20 protein-coding genes are annotated in these 20,756 nt (G+C 71.3%); 4 read left to right on the top strand and 16 right to left on the bottom strand.

The window, feature by feature from the left end; genetic code table 11:
* The first annotated feature begins 3 nt into the window (after positions 1–3).
* Positions 4–1,140: a glycoside hydrolase family 88/105 protein gene (locus OG570_RS33205; protein WP_326952970.1), complete on the top strand. Its 1,137-nt coding sequence runs from the start codon at positions 4–6 to the stop codon at positions 1,138–1,140.
* The gene (locus tag OG570_RS33200; RefSeq protein WP_326952969.1) at positions 1,137–3,749 is read left to right on the top strand and encodes a glycoside hydrolase family 97 catalytic domain-containing protein; all 2,613 of its coding nucleotides are present in this window, start codon (positions 1,137–1,139) and stop codon (positions 3,747–3,749) included. Before OG570_RS33205 ends, OG570_RS33200 begins: the two co-directional genes overlap by 4 nt.
* 51 nt (positions 3,750–3,800) lie before the next feature.
* Here the strand turns inward: OG570_RS33200 and OG570_RS33195 are convergent, their stop codons facing one another.
* Positions 3,801–4,580: an enoyl-CoA hydratase-related protein gene (locus tag OG570_RS33195; RefSeq protein WP_247052253.1), complete on the bottom strand. Its 780-nt coding sequence runs from the start codon at positions 4,578–4,580 to the stop codon at positions 3,801–3,803.
* A 73-nt stretch (positions 4,581–4,653) separates the two neighbouring features.
* On the opposite strand from OG570_RS33195, the gene OG570_RS33190 reads away from it, so the two are divergent.
* The gene (locus tag OG570_RS33190; RefSeq protein ID WP_326952968.1) at positions 4,654–5,439 is read left to right on the top strand and encodes an alpha/beta fold hydrolase; all 786 of its coding nucleotides are present in this window, start codon (positions 4,654–4,656) and stop codon (positions 5,437–5,439) included.
* A gap of 9 nt (positions 5,440–5,448) precedes the next feature.
* Here OG570_RS33190 and OG570_RS33185 read toward each other — a convergent pair whose 3' ends face one another.
* The 10 genes from OG570_RS33185 to ruvC form a co-directional block, all read right to left on the bottom strand.
* Positions 5,449–5,790, bottom strand: coding sequence for a hypothetical protein (locus tag OG570_RS33185; RefSeq protein WP_326950029.1), 342 nt, complete (start codon positions 5,788–5,790; stop codon positions 5,449–5,451).
* Positions 5,790–7,457: a hypothetical protein gene (locus OG570_RS33180; protein WP_326952967.1), complete on the bottom strand. Its 1,668-nt coding sequence runs from the start codon at positions 7,455–7,457 to the stop codon at positions 5,790–5,792. Before OG570_RS33180 ends, OG570_RS33185 begins: the two co-directional genes overlap by 1 nt.
* Before the next feature lie 285 nt (positions 7,458–7,742).
* Positions 7,743–10,097, bottom strand: a complete 2,355-nt coding sequence (locus OG570_RS33175; RefSeq protein ID WP_247052257.1) for a RelA/SpoT family protein — start codon at positions 10,095–10,097, stop codon at positions 7,743–7,745.
* Positions 10,098–10,289: 192 nt separating this feature from the next.
* Positions 10,290–10,808 carry an adenine phosphoribosyltransferase gene (locus tag OG570_RS33170; protein ID WP_326952966.1) on the bottom strand — a complete coding sequence of 173 codons (519 nt, stop codon included), beginning with the start codon at positions 10,806–10,808 and terminating at the stop codon, positions 10,290–10,292.
* 1 nt (position 10,809) lies between these two features.
* The gene (secF, locus tag OG570_RS33165; protein WP_326952965.1) at positions 10,810–12,036 is read right to left on the bottom strand and encodes a protein translocase subunit SecF; all 1,227 of its coding nucleotides are present in this window, start codon (positions 12,034–12,036) and stop codon (positions 10,810–10,812) included.
* A 1-nt stretch (position 12,037) separates the two neighbouring features.
* Complete coding sequence (gene secD, locus OG570_RS33160; RefSeq protein ID WP_326952964.1) at positions 12,038–13,843, bottom strand: protein translocase subunit SecD; 1,806 nt, start codon at positions 13,841–13,843, stop codon at positions 12,038–12,040.
* A 221-nt stretch (positions 13,844–14,064) separates the two neighbouring features.
* Complete coding sequence (gene yajC, locus OG570_RS33155; protein WP_247052261.1) at positions 14,065–14,475, bottom strand: preprotein translocase subunit YajC; 411 nt, start codon at positions 14,473–14,475, stop codon at positions 14,065–14,067.
* 120 nt (positions 14,476–14,595) lie between these two features.
* Positions 14,596–15,669, bottom strand: coding sequence for a Holliday junction branch migration DNA helicase RuvB (gene ruvB / locus OG570_RS33150; protein WP_326950034.1), 1,074 nt, complete (start codon positions 15,667–15,669; stop codon positions 14,596–14,598).
* 9 nt (positions 15,670–15,678) lie between these two features.
* Positions 15,679–16,272, bottom strand: coding sequence for a Holliday junction branch migration protein RuvA (gene ruvA / locus OG570_RS33145; RefSeq protein ID WP_247052263.1), 594 nt, complete (start codon positions 16,270–16,272; stop codon positions 15,679–15,681).
* Positions 16,269–16,886: a crossover junction endodeoxyribonuclease RuvC gene (gene ruvC / locus OG570_RS33140; protein WP_326950035.1), complete on the bottom strand. Its 618-nt coding sequence runs from the start codon at positions 16,884–16,886 to the stop codon at positions 16,269–16,271. The genes ruvA and ruvC overlap by 4 nt, the downstream gene beginning before the upstream one ends.
* Positions 16,887–16,959: 73 nt before the next feature.
* On the opposite strand from ruvC, the gene OG570_RS33135 reads away from it, so the two are divergent.
* Positions 16,960–17,400, top strand: coding sequence for a cupin domain-containing protein (locus tag OG570_RS33135; RefSeq protein ID WP_326950036.1), 441 nt, complete (start codon positions 16,960–16,962; stop codon positions 17,398–17,400).
* A gap of 1 nt (position 17,401) precedes the next feature.
* Here the strand turns inward: OG570_RS33135 and OG570_RS33130 are convergent, their stop codons facing one another.
* The 5 genes from OG570_RS33130 to OG570_RS33110 form a co-directional block, all read right to left on the bottom strand.
* The gene (locus OG570_RS33130) at positions 17,402–17,953 is read right to left on the bottom strand and encodes a DUF4262 domain-containing protein (RefSeq protein ID WP_326950038.1); all 552 of its coding nucleotides are present in this window, start codon (positions 17,951–17,953) and stop codon (positions 17,402–17,404) included.
* Between the two features lie 137 nt (positions 17,954–18,090).
* Entirely contained in the window at positions 18,091–18,846 is a 756-nt protein-coding gene (locus tag OG570_RS33125) for a YebC/PmpR family DNA-binding transcriptional regulator (RefSeq protein ID WP_326950039.1), read from the bottom strand.
* Between the two features lie 41 nt (positions 18,847–18,887).
* Complete coding sequence (gene pdxT / locus OG570_RS33120) at positions 18,888–19,508, bottom strand: pyridoxal 5'-phosphate synthase glutaminase subunit PdxT (RefSeq protein ID WP_326952963.1); 621 nt, start codon at positions 19,506–19,508, stop codon at positions 18,888–18,890.
* 133 nt (positions 19,509–19,641) lie between these two features.
* The gene (locus tag OG570_RS33115; RefSeq protein ID WP_247052268.1) at positions 19,642–19,962 is read right to left on the bottom strand and encodes an AzlD domain-containing protein; all 321 of its coding nucleotides are present in this window, start codon (positions 19,960–19,962) and stop codon (positions 19,642–19,644) included.
* A complete protein-coding gene (locus OG570_RS33110; RefSeq protein WP_326952962.1) occupies positions 19,962–20,690 on the bottom strand; it encodes an AzlC family ABC transporter permease in 729 nt (242 codons plus the stop codon). Before OG570_RS33110 ends, OG570_RS33115 begins: the two co-directional genes overlap by 1 nt.
* Positions 20,691–20,756: the final 66 nt, after the last annotated feature.

Genomic DNA, 20,756 nt, shown 5'->3' with positions numbered 1-20,756 from the left:
TCTTTGGCGTTCCGGAAAACACTTCGCGTCGTCCTCGCCGCCGTTCTCGGACTGACCCTGCTCGGGCAACCCGCCGAAGCCGCGCCACCCGACTGGTCGCGCGCCGTCGCCGACTCGACGATCGCCGCGCACCCCGCCGCGTCGCTGGGGCTCGGCTACACCGACGCCCTGTTCCTGCTCGGCCTGTACCGCGTTTACCAGCGCACGCACGACGTCCGGTACCTGACCTACCTCGAAACCTGGGGTGCGGCGAAGGTACAGCCGGACGGCGGCACCGGCAACCCGTACAACGACCTGGACAGCATGCTGGCGGTCAACGTCTTCCTCGTGCTGGCCACCGAAACGGGCGACGCGCGCTACTCGCTGGCCGCGCGGCGGATCCACGACCGGCTGGCGACGTACCCGCGGACCACCGACGGCGGATTCATTCACAACACGGGATTGACCGGGCAGCTCTGGGCCGACGGCGCATTCATGCTCGACCCATTCCTGGCCCGGTACGGAAAGGCCGTCGGCGACGCCGCGAGCACCACCGAATCGGCCGGACAACTCGTCACCTATTTCACTCATCTGCGGCACCCGAGCGGATTGCTGTACCACGCGTACGACGAGCGCCGGAAGCAGAGCTGGGCCGATCCGGTGACCGGGTTGTCCCCGGACGTGTGGTGCCGCGCGGTCGGCTGGTTCGGCGCGGCCACGGTCGACGTCCTCGACGCGCTGCCCGCGGCGGCCCCGCAGCGCGGCGCCCTCGTCGGCATCGTCCGGTACCTCGCCCAGGGCTTCCGCCGCTGGCAGGACCCGGCGACCGGCCGGTGGTTCCAGCTGACCGTCAAGCCCACCGCCGCCGACAACTGGACCGAGACGTCGTGCTCCAGCCTGTACACCTACACGCTGTCCCGCGCGGTGCAGCGCGGGTACGTCGGCCCGGAGTACCGGCCGGTGATCGCCCGCGGGTACGCCGGTGTGCTCGCGAAGGTCTCCCAGGCCGCCGACGGGACCACCGCCATCACGGACATCAGCGTCGGGACCAACGTCGGCAACGGCCGCTACTACCTCGACCGCCCGCGCGCCACCAACGACTTCCACGGCCTCGGCGCGTTCCTCTACCTCAACGAGCAGCTGGCCGGGGCCGGGCGATGAGGCGCGCCGCCGCGGGCCTGGTCCTGGCCGTGACGGCTACCCTGGTCACCACGATGCCCGCCGACGCCGCCGACCGCTGGACGGTCAGCCTGACCGGTGCGGTGACCGCCGCGGTCACCCGCACCGGCGACGGCGGGCTGACCTTCGCGGCCACCCGGGGCGCCACCGCGGTGCTGGCGCCCGCGCCGCTGGGCGTCCGGACGAAGACCGCCGACCTGACCCGCGACCTGCGGTTCCTGCGCCGCACCGACCGGATCGTCGACGAGCGCTACACGATGACGACCGGCAAGCAGCTGCGCCGGCACGCACGGGCGGCGGAGACGACGTTGTCCTTCGCCGGCGCGGGCGAAATCCGGCTCGACGTCGTCGTGCGCGCGGCCGCCGACGGCGTCGCCTACCGGTACGTGCTGCCCGGCGCCGGGCCGGTGACGATCACCGGCGAGGCGTCGGCGTTCACCCTGCCCGCGGCCGCGCCCGCCTGGCTGCTGCCCTACTCCCCCAACTACGAGAACGTCCGCGTCGAAACCACCGCGAGCGGCGCGAAGGCGGGCGACTACGGCTTTCCGTCGCTGTTCGACACCGGCGACGGGAGCTACACGCTGCTCACCGAGTCCGATGTGGACGGTCGGTATTCCGGTGCCCGGCTGACGCACGCGGCGGGCAGCGCGGACTACACGATCAAGCTGGCCGACGCCTCGATCACCGCCACCGGGCCGTTCGCGACGCCGTGGCGGGTCGCGATCACCGGCGACCTCGCGACGGTCACCGCGTCCACGTTGGTCGACGACCTCGCGCCGCCGTCGAAGCTCGCCGATACCTCCTGGATCCGGCCCGGCAAGGTGGCGTGGTCGTGGCTGTCCGAACACGACAGTCCGAGCGATCCCGTGCGGCAGAAGCAGTACGCGGACTTCGCGGCCCGCAACGGCTGGCCGTACCTGCTCATCGACGAGGGCTGGGACGCGTCCTGGGTCCCGGACGTCGTGCGGTACGCGCGGGCCCGCGGCGTCGAGGTGATCCTGTGGTTCCGCTGGACCACCCTCGACACGGCGGCCGAGCGCGCGAAGTGGCTCCCGCTGGTCAAGTCGTGGGGCGCGGCCGGGATCAAGGTCGACTTCATGGACTCCGACACCCAGGCGCGGTTCCGGTTCTACGACGACATCGCGGCGGCCACCGCGCAGCAGCGGCTGATGATCAACTTCCACGGCGCGACCATCCCCCGCGGCCTGCAGCGGACCTGGCCGCACGTGATGAGCTTCGAGGCCGTGCGCGGCGCCGAGCAGTTCAAGACGCGGGCCGCGACCAACACGATGTTCCCCTTCACCCGCAACGTGGTCGGCAGCATGGACTACACGCCGACGGCGTTCGTCGTGGCCGATCGGGACACCACGGACGCGCACGAGGTGGCGACGTTCTTCGTCTACGAGTCCGGCTGGCAGCACGGCGCGGACAAGCCGGAGAACTACGAGGCCCGCCCCGAAGCCCTGCACACGCTCGACCAGCTGCCGACGGTGTGGGACGAGACGCGGCTGTTGTCCGGCCGCCCCGGGCAGGAGGCGGTGTTCGCCAAGCGCTCCGGCGACCGTTGGTTCGTCGGCGGCATCGCGGCGGGCCCGGCCAAGACCGTCGACGCGCCGCTGGACTTCCTCGGCCACGGGCGCTGGCTCGCCGACACCCTGCGCGACGGCCCGGCCGGCCTGCTGCGCGAGAAGTCGGCGGTCACCGCGGGCGGCCGGCTGAGCGTGCCGGTCGCGAAGAACGGCGGGTTTGTCACGGTCCTCTGCCCCGCGTGGCCGGGCCGCACGACCTGTGACGCGGAGATCCGGCAGGTGCCGGCGACCAGCCTGAGCGTCACCCCGGCGACGGCGGAGGCGCACCCCGGCACGACCGTCGAGGTCGAGGCCACCTTCCGGCTGCCGGCGGGAGCACCGCTGCTCGACGTCGAACTCGGGCCCGTCGCCCCGGCGGGCTGGACGGTGACCGGGCGCCCGGTCTTCCGGCCGGTGCTGTTCGCCGGACAGCCCGTGTCGGGCACCTGGCGGTTCACGGCGACCGCCGCGGCCGCGCCGGGCACGACCGACCTGCCGGTCGCGGCCACCTACCGCTTCCGCGGCCAGGCCGTTCACGTCGAGGGCGCGACCAGCGTGTTCGTCCCGCCGCCGGTGCCGACCGGGACCACGCAGGTCAGCGCGCTGCCGTTCCTGGCGTCGTCGAACGGCTGGGGCCCGGTGGAGCGCGACCAGTCCAACGGCGACACCGCCGAGGGCGACGGCCACCCGCTGACCATCGGCGGCACGGTCTACGCGCACGGCCTCGGCACGAACGCGCCCAGCTCCGTGACGGTGTGGCTCGGCGGCGCGTGCACGGCGTTCTCGGCGGTCACCGGCGTCGACGACGAGGTGAAGGCGCCCGCTTCGGTCGCGTTCCGCGTCCTCGGCGACGACGGCGAGCCACTGGCCGAGACGCCGGTGCTGCGCCCGGCCGACGGCGCCCACCCGCTGACGGCCGACGTCACCGGCGTCCGGCGCCTGACCCTGCAGGTCACCGACGGCGGCGACGACAAGGACTCCGACCACGGCGACTGGGCGGACGCGAAGCTCACCTGCGCCTGACCTCGTGAGTGTTCAGGGCGGTTCTAACCGCCCTGAACACTCACGACCACGTCAGCGGAAGGTGAAGTTCGGCGGGCGCCGGTCCAGGAAGGCCGCGACGCCCTCTGCGTAGTCCTCGCCGTGCAGGGCCTCGGACCGCAGCTCCTCGACCTCCGCGTCCGGGCTCTCCTGGCCGGCGACGATCTTCTCGATGATCCGGTTCATCCCGCGGACCGACGCCTGCGAGCGCGAGCACAGCGTCCGCACGAACTCCAGCGTCGAGGCTTCCAGCTCGTCGGCCGGGAAGACGTCGTTGAGCAGGCCGATCTCGCGCGCCCGGGCCGCCGTGATCAGCTCGCCGGAGAGCAGGAAGTACTTCGCGTGCGCCGGGCCGACCAGCGACACCAGCTGGCGGGTCGAGTCGAAGTGGTAGACGATGCCGAGCTTCGCCGGCGTGATGCCGAAGCGCGATCCCTCGGCGGCGAAGCGGAAGTCGCAGGCGACCGACACCTGGCAGCCGCCGCCGATGCAGTTGCCCTGGATCATCGCGACCGACGGCTTCCGCATCGACGTCAGCGCGGCCACCGCGCCTTCGACGGCCTTGTCGTAGCTCGCGGCACCCTCGGCGGTGGTGCGCAGCTCGCCGAACTCGCTGATGTCCGCGCCCGCCGAGAAGTGCTTGCCGCCGCCCGCGAGCACGAGCACCTTGAGCGTGGCGTCGGCCTCGACGTCGGCGACGACGTCCGGGATCGCCGACCACATGCCGTAGGTGATCGCGTTCATCTTCGCCGGCCGGGCGAAGGTCAGCCGCGCCACCTCGCCGTCGCGCGTGAAGTCGAATCCGTCGGTCATGCTCGGCACCCTAGCTTCTCGCCCTGAGCGAAACCCCGGGTGTGTGACGCGGTCGCGGCGCTAGCTTGGGCCCATGGCGACGATCGAGTTGAACGGGACGACGTTCGGGTACGACGAAGCGGGCGAGGGGCCCGCGGTCGTGCTGCTGCACGCGGCCATCGGCGACCGCCGGATGTGGGACGCCCAGTTCACCGCGCTCGCCGCCACGCACCGGGTGATCCGCTACGACCGCCGCGGCTTCGGCGAATCGGCCGACGGCCTCGACGAGTTCGCCCACCACGAGGACCTGCTGGCCCTGCTCGATGCCCGGGGGATCGAGCAGGCCGCGCTGGTCGGGGCGTCGATGGGCGGCGCCGTCTCGCTGGACACCGCGCTCGCCGCGCCGGAGCGGGTCACCCGGCTGGTACTGCTGGGCTCCGGGCTCAGCGGGCACACCTGGCCGGACCACATGCAGGCCGACATCGCCGAGCTGACCCGCGACGTCGACCCGGCGGACGTGAAGGCCATGTCCGAGGCCAACGTCCGGTACCTGGTCGCGGGACCCGCGCGCGAGGTGTCCGTGCTGCCGCCGGAGATGCTCGCGCGGGTCCGGGAGATGTGCGAGCAGGTGTACCACCGCCTGTCGACCGCTCCACAGTGGACGGAGCGGGTCCCGGACACCCGGCACCGGCTGGCCGAGATCGCCACCCCGGCCCAGGTGGTGATCGGCCTGTCGGACGCGCTCGGGCTGATCGAGCTTTCCCAGCACATCGCGAAGTCCTTGCCGGACGCCGAGCTGGTGGAGATCCCCGACACCGGGCACCTCCCCATGCTCGAGCGCCCCGACGACGTCACCGCGCTGCTGCGGAAGGTGCTCTGACCCGGCGGCTCAGGTGAAGATCTTCTGCACCTGGTCGGAGATCTTCGCGACCAGCTCGGAGAACTGCACCACCCCGCCCAGCAGGCCCTTGACCTTCTCCCAGCGGCTGCGCACCACGGCCGGTTCCGCGGCGTCGCCCGCGCGCAGGTCGGCCGCCAGGTCGTCCAGCGTGTCCTCCAGGACCTCCTGCTTGGCCAGGTCCTGGCCGCGCACGTCGGCGGCCAGCCGCTCGACCAGGCCGAGCAGCGCGGGCAGGGCGGTGTCCGCGCCACCGCCGTCGATCCCGGTCTGGGTGATCGGCCCGGAGTTGTCCCGGCCGATGCTGACCTTGTTCGTGATGCGGGGTTCCATCAGGCCTCCGTCCGGGCCAGGCGGCCGGGCGGGCGCGGCCGCGGGCCGCGCTGCCCGGTCTGGGTGATCGGGGCGCGGTTGTCGCCGCCGATGGTGATGTCGTTGTTGATCACGACCGCCGCCTGCTCCTCGAACTTCGCCGTCGAGAACCCGGCGTCGGCGAGCAGGCCGCCGATCGCCGGCAGCAGCCGGCTTTCGATGATCTTTTCGTACCGCTCGATGTCGACGAGCTGGAAGTAGTCGGTGAACAGGTTGACCGACGCGAGCTCGCGCAGGGTGCTCGAGGCGCCGTAGCGGTCCGGGTCGAGGACGCCGGGCTCGCGCTTCGGGCGCCGGATCCAGGACGCGAGGTTCGCGATCCGGCCGGGCAGGCTCGCGGGCATCTCCAGCCACGCCAGGAAACCCTGCCCGAGCGGGCGCAGCGAGTCCGGCCGCATCTTGTCCACCACGCGGTACTCGGCCCGGATCGGCGGCAGCATGAACGGCGTCCACTCGACGTACAACGTCGTCTCGTCGACCGCTACGTGCAGGAACGTCGTGAGCACGAGATCCCGGTCCCAGGTCTCGACCTGGAAGCACAGGTAGTAGCGCGCCCACTCCTTCGGCTCCATCCGGAGCCGGTCGACGTCGGCCTCGGTGAGCCGGGTGTGCGGCGGGTACTCGATGTCGGGCAGGTACGCCGCGGCCTCCGGCTCGGCCAGGTGGTCGACGAGCTCGGCGGCCGGGGTGAACACCGCCTCGGTCACGGTCAGCCCGCCCAGCCGCTGATCCGGTGACAGCGAACCCGACCGGCGGAGGTTCCCGATCGCCTCGCGGATCCCTTCGTACAGCGTTTCGGTGGTGAGCTCCCGGCGCGTCGCCGGATCACTCTCGTCGTCCTCCAGCCGCTCCAGCGGGATGGCCATCGACCAGGCGTCGCGCCGGAAACCGGCCCCCACGAACGGGTTGTAGCCGCGGTAGACCACCAGCGGCGCGCCGGGCACGCCGGCGAACTCGTCACCGCGCTGGTACCGGGCGAGCTGGTCGCGGAAGTCCTCGGTGAACAGCCCGGTGAGACTTCCGCTGTCGGCCGCGGGGGCGGCGTGACGCTTGAAGCGCGTCGTCAGCAGGTTCCACAGGGACCAGCGCTCGAGCGTGACGATCACCAACACGACCAGGGCCAGCACGACACCGATGACGGTCCGGGCGGTGTCACCGCCCGTCGACGACGGCTCGTAGTCGTCGTAGTACCGGGAGGAGGACCGGCTCCCGGAATCGAAGAACTCGCCCGCATAGGGCAGCAGCACCGCCACGGCCAGGACGGCGAGGCCGAAGCCGATCACGATCTTCGGGTTGATCGACCGCTGGGCCCCGTACCCGGCTTTCCCCGAACGCGCGACCAGCAGAATGGCCGACAGCAGGATCCAGCCGTAGAGCAGCGGGTTGTCCCACGACAGCCCGACGACGATGGCCATCAGCAGCACCAGCAGGCCGTCGTAGTTCTTCCGGCGGGCCCGCGCCCGCACCGCCTCCGTGAGCACGCGGCCCGCGTCGAGCCCCGTCGACGGCGGCACCGGGCGGGTGGGCTCGACGAGGAATTCGGTGATCGCCCGTTTGCTGTAGCCGGGGTCGAGGTAGGACGCCGCGCACAGGTAGCGCGTGGTGTCGTCGGCCGTGCCTGGGGACATTGCTGCTCCCTCGCGTTTCCGGAGGGTCGAGGCCGGGCGCACCGCTTCCGGACGGCTCCCTCACCTGCAATTTGCCGACCGTAGCATGCACTCGAAGAACGCGGCACCGTATTTCCCGGGCCGGTTCCGGAAACCCGCCGGGAATGGGCGCGGTCGCAGATTCCGGAAATGGGCCGGATCGACATTCGACGATTTCTTTGCGCCCAGCCGACGAGATCACGGCATGTCCATTGTGGACAGTCCAGGAGGGTCGGCAGCCCCTGCCGCTCCGGTCGTGAGCGGGCGCTAGGACGCCGACGTCACGCGGTAGACGTCGTAGACGCCTTCCACGCCGCGGACCACCTTGAGGACGTGGCCCAGGTGCTTCGGGTCGCCCATCTCGAACGAGAAGCGGCTGACCGCGACCCGGTCGCGGGACGTCGTCACCGAGGCCGACAGGATATTGACCTTCTCGTCCGCCAGCACCTTCGTCACGTCCGAGAGCAGGCGATGCCGGTCGAGGGCCTCGACCTGGATGGCCACCAGGAACACCGACGACGCCGACGGCGCCCACTCGACCTCGACCAGCCGCTCGGGCTGGGACTGCAGGTCGCCGGCGTTGGTGCAGTCGGTGCGGTGCACCGAAACACCGCCGCCGCGGGTCACGAAACCGAGGATCTCGTCGCCCGGGACCGGGGTGCAGCAGCGGGCCAGCTTCGCCCAGACGTCGCTCGCACCCTTGACCACGACGCCGACGTCGTTGGAGCCGCGGCGCCGGGTGACGGTGGACGGCGTCGCGCGCTCGGCGAGCTCCTCCTCCGCCGCGTCGACGCCGCCGATGAGCGCGACCAGGCGCTGCACGACGTGCTTGGCGCTGGTGTGGCCCTCCCCGACCGCCGCGTACAGCGACGAGATGTCGGCGTGGCGCAGCTCGGTGGCGATCGAGCCCATCGACTCCGCGGAGACCAGCCGCTGGATCGGCAGGCCGACCTTGCGGATCTCCTTGGTGATCGCTTCCTTGCCGCCTTCGATCGCCTCGTCGCGGCGTTCCTTGGCGAACCACTGCCGGATCTTCGCGCGCGCCTTCGGCGAACCCGCGAACTGCAGCCAGTCGCGGCTCGGGCCGGCGTTCTCCGCCTTCGAGGTGAAGATCTCGACGACTTCGCCGTTTTCCAGCTTGCGTTCCAGCGCGACCAGGCGGCCGTTGACGCGGGCGCCGATGCAGCGGTGCCCGACCTCGGTGTGCACGGCGTAGGCGAAGTCGACCGGCGTCGACTCGACGGGCAGCGTGATCACGTCGCCCTTCGGCGTGAACACGAAGATCTCGCGCGCGGCCAGCTCGTAGCGCAGCGACTCGAGGAAGTCGCCCGGGTCCGCCGCTTCCCGCTGCCAGTCGAGGAGCTGGCGCATCCACGCCATCTCGTCGACGTCCACGGCGTTGCCGTTGTGCGTGCCCTTGGTTTCCTTGTACCGCCAGTGCGCGGCGATGCCGTACTCGGCGGTGCGGTGCATCTCGTAGGTGCGGATCTGCACCTCGAGGGGCTTGCCGTCCGGGCCGATCACCGTGGTGTGCAGTGACTGGTAGACGCTGAACCGCGGCTGCGCGATGTAGTCCTTGAAGCGCCCGGGAACCGGCTGCCACAGCGCGTGGACGACGCCCATCGCCGCGTAGCAGTCCCGGACGTCCTCGACCAGGATCCGCACGCCGACCAGGTCGTGGATGTCGTCCAGGTCGCGGCCGCGGACGATCATCTTCTGGTGGATCGAGTAGTAGTGCTTCGGCCGGCCCTCGACCTTCGCGGTGATCCGCGACGACACGAGGTTGCTGGTCAGGTCGGTGATGACCGAGCGCAGGTAGATGTCGCGCGAGGGCGCCCGGTCGGCGACCAGGCGCACGATCTCGTCGTACTTCTTCGGCTGCAGGATGGCGAACGCGAGGTCCTCCAGCTCCCACTTGACCGTGGCCATGCCGAGCCGGTGGGCCAGCGGGGCGAGGACCTCCAGGGTCTCGCGCGCCTTGCGGGCCTGCTTCTCCGGCGGCAGGAAGCGCATCGTGCGCATGTTGTGCAGCCGGTCGGCGAGCTTGATGACCAGCACCCGGGGGTCCTTGGCCATCGCGATGACCATCTTGCGGATGGTCTCGGCCTCGGCGGACGTGCCGAGCTTGACCTTGTCCAGCTTCGTGACGCCGTCGACCAGCTCGGCGACCTTCTCGCCGAAGTCGGCCTTCAGGCTTTCGACGGCGTAGCCGGTGTCCTCGACCGTGTCGTGCAGCAGCGCCGCGACCAGCGTCGTGGTGTCCATGCCCAGCTCGGCGAGGATCGTGGCGACGGCCAGGGGGTGCGTGATGTACGGGTCGCCGGACTTGCGCCGCTGGCTCCGGTGCAGCTCCTCGGCGACGTCGTAAGCACGCTGCAGCAGCCCGAGGTCGCCGTTGGGGTGCAGCTCGCGGTGGATGACCGCGAGGGGTTCCAGGACCTGCTTGACCGGGGCGGCGCGCTGGGCGGTGATCCGCCGCGCGAGACGGGCGCGCACCCGCCGGGTGGCGGACGGGTTCGGCGCCGCGCCGTTCGGCTTCGGCGACGCGGGCTGTGCCGCCGCCTGCCCGTTCTGCGGGGCGCCCTCTTGAGCGGGCACCGCGGCGTCGAGCTCCTGGCTCACCCGCACCTCCTGCTGCTCGTGCGGCCTTCGAACCCCCAGGGTAGCCGCTCGGTCATGCGACCCCGCCGGGTGCGCCCATTGAGGGTGATCACAACGCCCTGACCAGGGAGTTCCACTCTCGCCGCCGCCTCGTGAGTGTTTAGTCGGGTTAGAACCCGACTAAACACTCACGACCAGCAGCGGCAGGCAGGTTCAGCAGACCTGCAGTGCGTGGATCTTCCGGTCCCCCAGCACCTGACGGCCACCGAGGGCCGCCAGTTCCAGGACCACCGAGACGCTGTCGACGACCGCGCCCGCGTCTTCCAGGAGCTTGCCGGTCGCCGCGACCGTGCCACCCGTGGCCAGGACGTCGTCCAGGATGGCGACGCGCTGGCCGGGGTGCACCACGCCCGCCGGCAGCTCGACCGTGGCCGTGCCGTACTCCAGCGCGTAGTCCACCCGGCCCGCGACCAGCGGGAGCTTGCCCGGCTTGCGGATCAGCACCACGCCGAGGCCGCGGGCGTACCCGACGGCCGCGGCGAGCAGGAATCCGCGGGCCTCCACGCCGGCGAGCGCCTCGACCCCGGGGTCGATGGTGCTCGCCAGCGCGTCGGTCACGGCCTTGAAGGCGCCGGCGTCCGCGAACATCGGGCTCAGGTCGCGGAACAGCACGCCGGGCTCGGGAAAGTCCGGCACCTCGGCGATCAGGCCGAGGGCCTTCTCCAGCTCCACGTCAGCGCTTCCGCTTCCCGGCCGGCTTGCCCGCGGGACGCTGCTTCTGGATCCGGGCGGGCACGCTCGACGCGGCGGCGTACGCCTTCTCCTTGCGCAGCTCCGCCGCCAAGGCGTCGTCGTCCGAGGCGTCGAAGTCGCCGCTCGCGGCCTTGCGCTCCTGGTTGGCCCGGCGCTGCTGGACCCGCTCGGCCTGCTGCCGGTACTTCGGGTCGCGCATCTTGAAGTCGACCAGCAGCGGCGTCGCCAGTGCGACCGACGACAGGACGCCGACGATCGTGCCGGTGAGCTGCACGAGCGCCAGGTCCTGCAGCGTGCCGGAACCGAGCAGCACGTACCCGACGATCAGCAGGCCGAGGATCGGCAGCAGCGCGATGAACGCGGTGTTGAACGACCGCATCAGGGTCTGGTTCAGCGCCAGGTTCGCGGCTTCGCCGAACGTGCGGCGGGTCAGCCCGAGCAGGCCGCGCGTGTTCTCGCGGACCTTGTCGAACACCACCACCGTGTCGTAGAGCGAGAACCCGAGGATCGTCAGCAGGCCGATCACCGTCGCCGGCGTGACCTCGAAACCGATCAGCGAATACACACCCGCGGTGACGAAGATGTCGTGCAGCAGCGAAACCAGGGCCGCCGACGCCATCCGCAGGTCGAAGTAGATCGCCAGGAAGATGACCACCGCGACGAGGAACACGATGAGGGCGATCAGCGCCTTCTGCGAGATCTCCCCGCCCCAGGACGCGCTGACCGCGCTGTCACTGATCGCCTGCACGCTCGGCTGCTTGTTGCTGCCGATCGGCCCCAGGTCCTGGAACAGGGTCTGCTTGAGCTTGGCGACGTCCGCCGCGTCCAGCGTCTCGGTGCGGATCTGGATGGTCGACGCGTCACCCGTGCCGACCTTCTGCGTCTCCGCGGCCGGGTGGCCGAGGGCCTTCTCGAACGACGTCTTGGCCTGGTCTTCGGTGATCACGCCGTGGATGCCGTTGGCCGGCATCTGCAGCTGCGTGCCGCCCTCGAACTCGATGCCGTAGTTGAAGCCGCGGAAGATCATCGACGCGAGGCACACGAGCACCAGCGCGGAGAAGAAGATGTACCAGCGCTTGCGCTTGCCGACGACGTCGAACGCACCGCTGCCGACGTAGAGACGGCGGAAGATGCTGTCCTTCTTGCCGGGTTTCGCCGCGACCTTCATGTCGCCGTCGGCGTCCCTGCCCAGTTCTTCGACGCCCACGTCAGGCCTCCTTCACGTTCGCGCGGCCGACCGAGGTCGACTTGCGCTGCGAACCCACTTGCTGCACGGCACCCAGGCCCAGGTACTTGGGATTGGACAGGAACTTCGACTTCGACGTGGACGCGATCGCGACCAGCGGGTGCGTCACCAGGTAGACGATCACCAGGTCGAGCACCGTGGACATGCCCAGGGTGAACGCGAAGCCCTGGACGTCGCCGACCGCGATGATGTACAGGATCGCCGCGGCCAGGAAGCTCACCGCGTCCGAGGCCAGGATCGTGCGCTGGGCACGGGTCCAGCCGCGCGGCACCGCGGACCGGAACGTCCGGCCCTCCCGGATCTCGTCCTTTATTCGTTCGAAGTAGATGACGAACGAGTCCGCCGTGATGCCGATGGCGATGATCAGGCCGGCGATGCCCGCCAGGTCCAGCGTGTAGCCGATCCAGCGCCCGAGCAGCACCAGCACCGCGAACACCAGCGAGAACGACAGCCCCAGCGACAGGATGGTGAGCACACCGAGCAGCCGGTAGTAGAACAGGCAGTAGATGAAGACGACCAGCAGGCCGATGCCGCCGGCGATCAGGCCGGCCTGCAGCGACGCGAGGCCCAGCGTGGCCGACACCGTGGTCGCGTCCGAGGAAGCGAACGACAGCGGCAGCGAGCCGTACTTCAGGATGTCCGAGAGGTCCTTCGCCTCGGTCTGCGTGAACTTGCCGGTGATCTGGGTGTTGCCGTCAAGGATCGCGACCTGGATGTTCGGCGCGGACACGACCTGCGTGTCGAGCACGAACGCGGCCTGCTGGTTGGTGTTCTTCGAGGTGAAGTCCGCCCAGATCTTGGTGCCCTCGCTCTTGAAGCTGAGGTTCACCACCCACTGGCCGCGCTGCTGGTCGTAGCCCGAGCTCGAGTCGGCGATCTCGGTGCCCGGCAGGAACTCCGGCTCCAGCAGGTACTTGTACGTGTCGTGGTCACCGCAGGCGACCAGCGGCAGCTTGGGGTCGTCGTTGCCCTCGAGGGGGTCCTTGGCGTTCGGCGCGCAGGTGATCGACGCCATCGCCTGGGCGACGAGCTCCTGGTTCGGGTTGCCGTCGGCGCCGATCATCTGCGGGTTCTGCCGCACGGCCTTCGCGGCCTGGATCTGCTTCGCGGTGTCGGCGTCGACCGAGCCGTCCACCGGGGCCGGGGCCTGGCTCGTCGCGGGCGGCGGCGTGCTGCTGCTCGGCGGGGCCGGCGTGGTGCTCGGCGCCTGCGCGGGCGCGGCGGCGGGGGCACCGCCACCACCGGCGGCCGGGCTGGACGGCGGGACGCTCGAAGCGGCCGTCGGCGCGCCGGAGGACGCCGGGGGCGTGCTCGGAGCGCCCGACGTCGGGGCCTGCGTCCCGGTCGGGACGCCGGTCGGCGGCGTGGTCTGCGGGGGCACGACCGGCTGCGTCGCGTTGGCGACGACCTTCCGGAAGCCCAGCTTGGCCGTCTTGCCCAGGTTCTTCGCCTGGTCACCCTGCTCGCCGGGGACCGTGATCACGACGTTGTTGCCGTCGAGGAGGACCTCGGTGCCACCGACGCCGATCCCGTTGACGCGGCGCTCGATGATCTGGCGCGCCTGGTTCAGGGACTCCCGGGTCGGCTGGCCACCGTCCGGGGTACGGGCGGTGAGCGTGACCCGGGTGCCGCCCTGCAGGTCGATGCCCAGCTTCGGGGTCGGCTTGTGGTTGCCGGTGAGGAACACCAGCGCGTACAGCACGATCACGATCAAGGCGAACAGGGCGAGATAGCGTCCCGGGCGGAGATGCCCGGCCGATGCTGCCACGGTGCTTCGGTCTCCTCGGACTGGGTGGGAACCCCGACGTTGCGGTGCCCGCCCGGAGGGTTTCCGGGCCGGGACTGTGTGCGATTCACTCCCGGGCACGGGTATGACGGCGGACACGCACGCAGCACCGAGACACTACTCGGTGCTGCGTGAGCCCGGCGTTGCGGCCACACCGACTTTCGTCGGGGGTTTCGCGCCCTGCCCGGGGATGCCGCGGGGCCTTACTTCTTGCCGTGCTCCAGCGGGGGCGCGACCTGCGCGGTCGTGGCGGGCTCGTCGTCCTTGATGCCGGAACCCGACTCGATGATCGACTCTTCGGCCGGCGCGTCCGACGACAGTTCGTCGGCCGGGGTCTCGTCGGTCTCGACGACCGGCTCGACCTTCTCGCGGACCGCGAGGCGCAGCCAGGTGGTGACGACGCCGGGGGCGATCTCGATGTCGATCGTGTTGTCGCCCGAGGTGTCGGCGACGGTGCCGTAAAGACCGGAAGTGGTCATCACGCGGTCACCGGGCGCCAGGCTGCTCTGCAGGTCCTGCTGCGCCGCCTGCTGCTTCTTCTGCTTGCGCGAGCTCATCACCAGCGGCACGGCGAGGACGAGCACGAGCAGCAGTGGCAGCAAAAGGTTTTGCATGATTCTCCGTTCGACGGACTCCGGGCCCAGCCGAAATGTCCGGTTTTTGGGTGGTGTGCTCCTGTCAAGTGTGCCAGGTACCGGCGCGGACGCCAGCACCCACCCGCCGGTACGGGCCGCTCAGTCCTGCTGGAACGGCGCCGATCCGCCCTGGTCGGGGCGCCCCGGGTGGTCGGCGGGGGGCACCAGACCGAGGTGTTCCCACGCGGTCGCGGTGGCGACCCGGCCACGCGGGGTGCGGGCGAGCATACCGGCGCGCACCAGGTAGGGCTCACACACCTCTTCCACGGTGGTCGCCTCCTCCCCCACGGCGACCGCCAGGGTCGAGATGCCGACCGGCCCGCCGCCGAACGACTTGGTCAGCGCGGTGAGCACCGCCCGGTCGAGCCGGTCGAGGCCCAGCTCGTCGACGTCGTAGACGGCCAGCGCGGCCCGCGCGATCCCGACCGTCACCTTGCCGTCGGCGCGGACCTCGGCGTAGTCGCGGACCCGGCGGAGCAGCCGGTTCGCGATCCGGGGCGTGCCCCGCGAGCGGCCGGCGATCTCCTGGCAGCCGTCGCGGTCGATCGGGATGTCGAGGATCGTCGCGGCCCGCCGGACGATCAGCTCCAGCTCGGTGTCGCTGTAGAACTCCATCTGGCCGGTGAAGCCGAACCGGTCGCGCAGCGGGCCGGTCAGCGAGCCGGACCGGGTGGTCGCCCCGACCAGCGTGAACGGTGCGATCTCCAGCGGGATGCTCGTGGCGCCCGGGCCCTTGCCGACCACGACGTCGACCCGGAAGTCCTCCATCGCCAGGTAGAGCATCTCCTCGGCGGGGCGGGCGATCCGGTGGATCTCGTCGATGAACAGGACGTCGCCGGGCGCGAGGTTGGACAGCATCGCGGCGAGGTCGCCGGCCCGTTCCAGGGCCGGCCCGGAGGTGATCCTGAGCGCCGCGCCCAGCTCGGCCGCGACGATCATCGCCATCGACGTCTTGCCCAGCCCGGGCGGGCCGGACAGCAGGACGTGGTCGGGCGGCACCCCGCGGCGCCGCGCGCTCTCCAGCACCAGCTCCAGCTGCTCGCGCACGCGCGGCTGGCCGACGAACTCGTCGAGCCGCCGGGGCCGCAGCGTGCCCTCGACGTTCTCCTCGCCGGTCTGGGCCCACGCGGAGAGGGCGTCGTCCTCTTCCTCGGTCACGGCGTCATGGTCCATCAAGGCGTCCTACCGCTTCCGGCCGAGGGTGGTCAGCGAAGCACGCAGCACGCTGGCCGTCGTGTGGTCGTCGCCGTCGGCGAGCACCTTGTCCACGGCCAGCTCGGCCTGCTTCGCCGGGAACCCGAGCCCGGCCAGCGCCTCGACGACCTCCGCGCGCAACGCGCCGGGTGCCGTCACGGCCGGCGCGTCGCCGGAGCCGAGCGCGGTGACCTTGTCGCGCAGCTCCAGGGTGAGCCGCTCGGCGCCCTTGCGGCCGATGCCGGGCACCGAGGTGAGCACGGTGATGTTGCCTTCGACCAGCGCGCCCCGCAGCTTGCCCGGGTCGAGGACGGCGAGGGTGGCCAGCGCGAGCCGCGGCCCGATCCCGGACACCGTCTGCAGCAGCCCGAACAGCTCCCGCGCGTCGACGTCGGCGAACCCGAACAGCGTCAGCGAGTCCTCGCGCACGACCAGGGCGGTGTGCAGCCGGGTTTCCTCGCCGCGGCGCAGGGTGGCCAGGGTCGCCGGGGTGGCCTGCACGGCGAAGCCGACCCCGCCGACCTCGACCACGACGTGGTCCAGGGCGACCGACAGGACTTCTCCGCGTACCGACGAGATCATCGTGCTGCTCCAGGCTTCTTCACGGCGGGCTTCACCGCCGGCTTCTTGACGGTGGCTTGTTTGGCGGCCGCGGCCAGCCGCAGTTTGTGCGTGCGGGCCATCTCGGCCGCGCGGGCTTCGGCCTCGGCGAGCCGGGCCCGCATCGGCTCCCGCCAGAGGTGGCAGATGGCGAGCGCGAGCGCGTCCGCGGCGTCGGCGGGGTGCGGCGCGACCTCGAGGTTCAGCAGCCGCATGACCATGGCCGTGACCTGGGCCTTGTCCGCCCGGCCCGAGCCGCTGACGGCCGCCTTGACCTCGCTGGGGGTGTGGAACACGACCGGCAGGCCCCGGCGCGCGGCGGCCAGCGCGACGACGCCGCCGGCCTGGGCAGTGCCCATCGCGGTCCGGACGTTGTGCTGCGCGAAGACCCGCTCGACGGCGACCGCGGCCGGCTTGTACTTGTCCAGCCAGCGTTCGACCTCGTCGGAGATGCCGAGCAGGCGGTGCGCCAGATCCGCGTCGGGCGGCGTCCGCACGACGTCCACGGCCACGCACCGGACGGCCCGGCCCTTGCCGCCGTCGACCACGCCCAGCCCGCACCTGGTCAATCCGGGGTCGACCCCGAGCACCCGCACGCCGTTTCCCTCCCGCCGCGAACATCAGTTCGAGCCTGAGGCTACTGGGCACGGCTGCGGCAGGATGGCTGACATGCCGGAGCCATCGGATTTCGTCACCCACCTGGGCCTGCGGCCGCTGCCCGTCGAAGGCGGGCGGTGGGCGCAGAGCTGGCGCTCCGCCACCGGCTCGGCGATCTACTACCTGCTCGTCGCGCCGGAGTTCTCCGCGCCGCACCGGCTGGACCGGGTGGAGGTGTACGCGCACCACGCGGGCGCGCCGGCGGCGATGCTGCTGCTGCACCCGGACGGTTCGGTCGAGCGGCCGGTGCTCGGCACCGACGTCGCGGCCGGGGAACGCCCGCAGGTCGTGGTGCCCGCGGGGACGTGGCAGGCGACGGTCACGCTGGGCGCGTGGAGCCTGCTGGGCACGGTCGTGGTGCCGCCCTACACGGACGACTGCATCGAGTTCGCCGCGGCGGCCGATCTCGCGGTGGAGTACCCGGCCGCTGCCGCCGACCTGCGGAAGTTCTGACTCAGGGGCCGTCGACGCCCGGGGTCCAGCTCTCCGGGTCGCCGCTCTCGGTGAGCACGAGCTGCCACTTCGCGAAGCCCTCGGGCGCGTCGGGGTGCCACGGGAACTTGCCTTCCGGCGTGGCGACGATCAGCTGCAGGGCCGGGAAGTCGCCGTCCGGGTAGATGAGGAACGCGGTGCCGAAGTACTCGGGGTAGTGGCCCTTGGCGACCCGCTCGAGGACCACCGGGACGCCGTCGAAGAAGTTGTCGTAGCGCCGGCCGACCTCGAAGATCTCGCCGTTGGCGGCCCGGTCGACGTACGCGTCGAGCAGGACCTGGCCCATCTGGTCGGGCAGCCCGACGACGACGGCCTCGGGCACGTTGTGCAGCGCCCACGCGCAGGCGGTGAAGCAGTAGCCGGCGCCCTCGTCATCGCCGGCGACCGTGACGACGGCGTTGCCGCGTTCCTTGGCCTGCGTCTCGATCCATTCGACCAGGCGCTGTTCGTCCGCCGTCAGGTCGGCGGCGATTTCGGCGGAGGCGGCGGGCGTCGTCGAGGTCACGGCCCACATTGTGCCCGACGAGCCCGCCGCAGCCCAGTACCCGGGCCCCGAATGTCGCCGGATCGGGCCGGGATGTGTTGCGGGGCAAGGGAAAAGAAATGCGCCGCGAGTATCACCCGCGGCGCATGTCCTTTCGCTGTCGCCGGTCAGTCGACCTCGGCCAGCACCTCGTCCGACACGTCGAAGTTGGCGTACACGTTCTGGACGTCGTCGCAGTCCTCGAGCGCGTCGATCAGCCGGAAGACCTTCTTCGCGCCGTCGACGTCCAGGGGGACGCTGACCGACGGGAGGAACGTCAGCTCCGCCGACTCGTACTCGAACCCGGCCTCCTGCAGCGACTTGCGCACCGGGACCAGGTCGCCACCCTCGGAGACGATCTCGAAGGTCTCGTCGAGGTCGTTGACCTCCTCGGCACCCGCGTCGAGGACCGCCATGAGGACGTCGTCCTCCGTGGCGTCGGCCTTCGGCATGATCACGACACCCTTGCGGGTGAACATGTACGCGACCGAGCCCGGGTCGGCGAGGGAGCCGCCGTTGCGCGTGAGCGCGGTGCGGACCTCCATCGCGGCGCGGTTCTTGTTGTCGGTGAGGCACTCGATCAGCACCGCCACGCCGTTGGGGCCGTAACCCTCGTACGTGATGTTCTGCCAGTCGGCGCCGCCGGCCTCTTCACCACCACCGCGCTTGCGGGCGCGCTCGATGTTGTCCTGCGGAACCGAGTTCTTCTTCGCCTTCTGGATGGCGTCGTAGAGCGTGGGGTTGCCGTCCGGGTCGCCACCACCGGTGCCGGTCCGCGCGGCCACCTCGATGTTCTTGATCAACCGAGCGAAGAGCTTGCCGCGCTTCGCGTCCAGGTTGGCCTTCTTGTGTTTCGTGGTGGCCCACTTGGAGTGGCCGCTCATCTCTCCTCCATCTGTTCCGTACCCCGGCCGGGCACCGCGTCTCAAGCAGCCTTGCGCACGAGGTCGACGAACAACCGGTGCACCCGCACGTCGGGCGTCAGTTCCGGGTGGAACGCGGTCGCCAGCACCGCCCCTTGCCGGACCGCGACGATCCTAGCGGCCTCGTCTCCCAGCCCGGGCACGCCGCTGACCGTGGCGAGCACCTCGACGCCGTCACCGGCCTTCTCGACCCACGGGGCCCGGATGAACACCGCGTGCACGCCGCCGCCGTCGACCCCGGCAAAGGCAAGGTCGGCCTCGAACGAGTCGACCTGCCTGCCGAAGGCGTTGCGCCGGACGACCACGTCGAGGCCGCCGAGCTGCTGCTGGTCCGGCCGCCCGTCGAGGGTCTGCCGCGCGAGCAGGATCATCCCGGCGCACGACCCGAACGCGGGCAGCCCGCCGGCGATCCGCGCGCGCAGCGGTTCCAGCAGCTCGAACGTCTCGAGCAGCCGCGACATCGTGGTCGACTCGCCGCCGGGCAGCACCAAACCGTCCACTTCGGACAATTCAGCGGCCCGGCGCACCGGCATCGCCCGCGCGCCCGCTTCTTCCAGCATCGCGACGTGCTCGCGCACGGCACCCTGCAGGGCGAGCACACCGACGACCGGCTTCGACGACACCCAACCTCCCGAAAGACCCTTCCCACCAGCCTAGACGCAGACCCGCGGCGGCGGAGCGGCAGGTCAGCCCGGTCGAAGCGCCGTCAAGGCCACCTTGCGGGCGTCCGACGCCCGAACCGGCACGATCGGTGGGTCAGGGGACGCCGGCGAGGCGCAGCAGCGCGGCCGTCGCGGCGGCCGCGATGACGACCACCACGAACGGGGCCTTGCGCCAGGCCAGCACTCCCCCGACCAGTACCCCGGCCGGCCGGGCGAAGCCGGCGAACGAGTGGCCCTCGGTCAGGGCGCTCACGGCGACCAGCGCCGCGAGCAGCACGACCGCGCCGAGCACCATCAGCCGTTCGGCGCGCGGCGACAGTTTCACCCGCTCGCGCAGCAGCGGGCCGGCGAGCCGGAAGGCGTAGGTGCCCACGGCCAGCACGATCGTGCCGATGAGCAGTTCGGTGCCGTCCATCAGCAGGCCTCCTGCGGCTCGGGTTCGGGCTCGGGCTCGGGCTCGGGCTGGGGCTTGGGCTCGCGCGCCGCGGCCCCGGCGAGCACGCCGACCAGGGCGAGCAGCACCGGCAGGCCGGCGGGCAGGAACGGCGTCGCGACCAGGGCGGCGAGCACGCCGAGCAGCACCGGCAGCCGGGCCGCCTTGTCACGCAGGGACGGCAGGACCAGCGCCAGCAGCACGGCGGGGAACGCCGCGTCCAGGCCGAAGACGTCGGTGTCGCTGATCGCCGACCCGGCGAACGCGCCGACCAGCACGCCGGCGTTCCAGCAGACGAAGATCCCCAGCCCGCAGGCCCAGTAGGCCGCGCGGCGGCGCCGGACCTCGTCCTGGGCCAGCGCGAACGCCACCGTCTCGTCGCTCATCAGGTGGCTGCCGGCCAGCCGCGCGCCCCACCGCTTTCCGAAGACGTCACCGATCGCGAACCCGAACGGCAGGTGCCGTGTGTTGACGAGCAGCCCGGCCAGCACCGCGGCGAACGGGTTGCCGCCGGCGGCCACGATGCCGACGAACATGAACTGCGACGCCCCCGCGAAGACCAGCAGGGACATCACCATCGGCGCCCAGACCGGGAAGCCGGAACCCACCGCGATCGCGCCGTAGGACACCCCCACGAGACAATCGGCCAGGCAGACCAGGCCGATGTCCCGGGCGAGAGCCCGATCGAGTGTTCGCCATATCGAACGCATGTGTTCTATAGTGAACAGCCGCACCCGTGTTCGTCAAGGCGAACAGACAGACCGATGGAGCGAACG

The organism is Amycolatopsis sp. NBC_01286 (assembly GCF_035982555.1).
GTDB lineage: Bacteria > Actinomycetota > Actinomycetes > Mycobacteriales > Pseudonocardiaceae > Amycolatopsis.
Note: the sequence above shows the minus strand (reverse complement) of the source record. Positions and strands in the feature narration are given on the sequence as shown.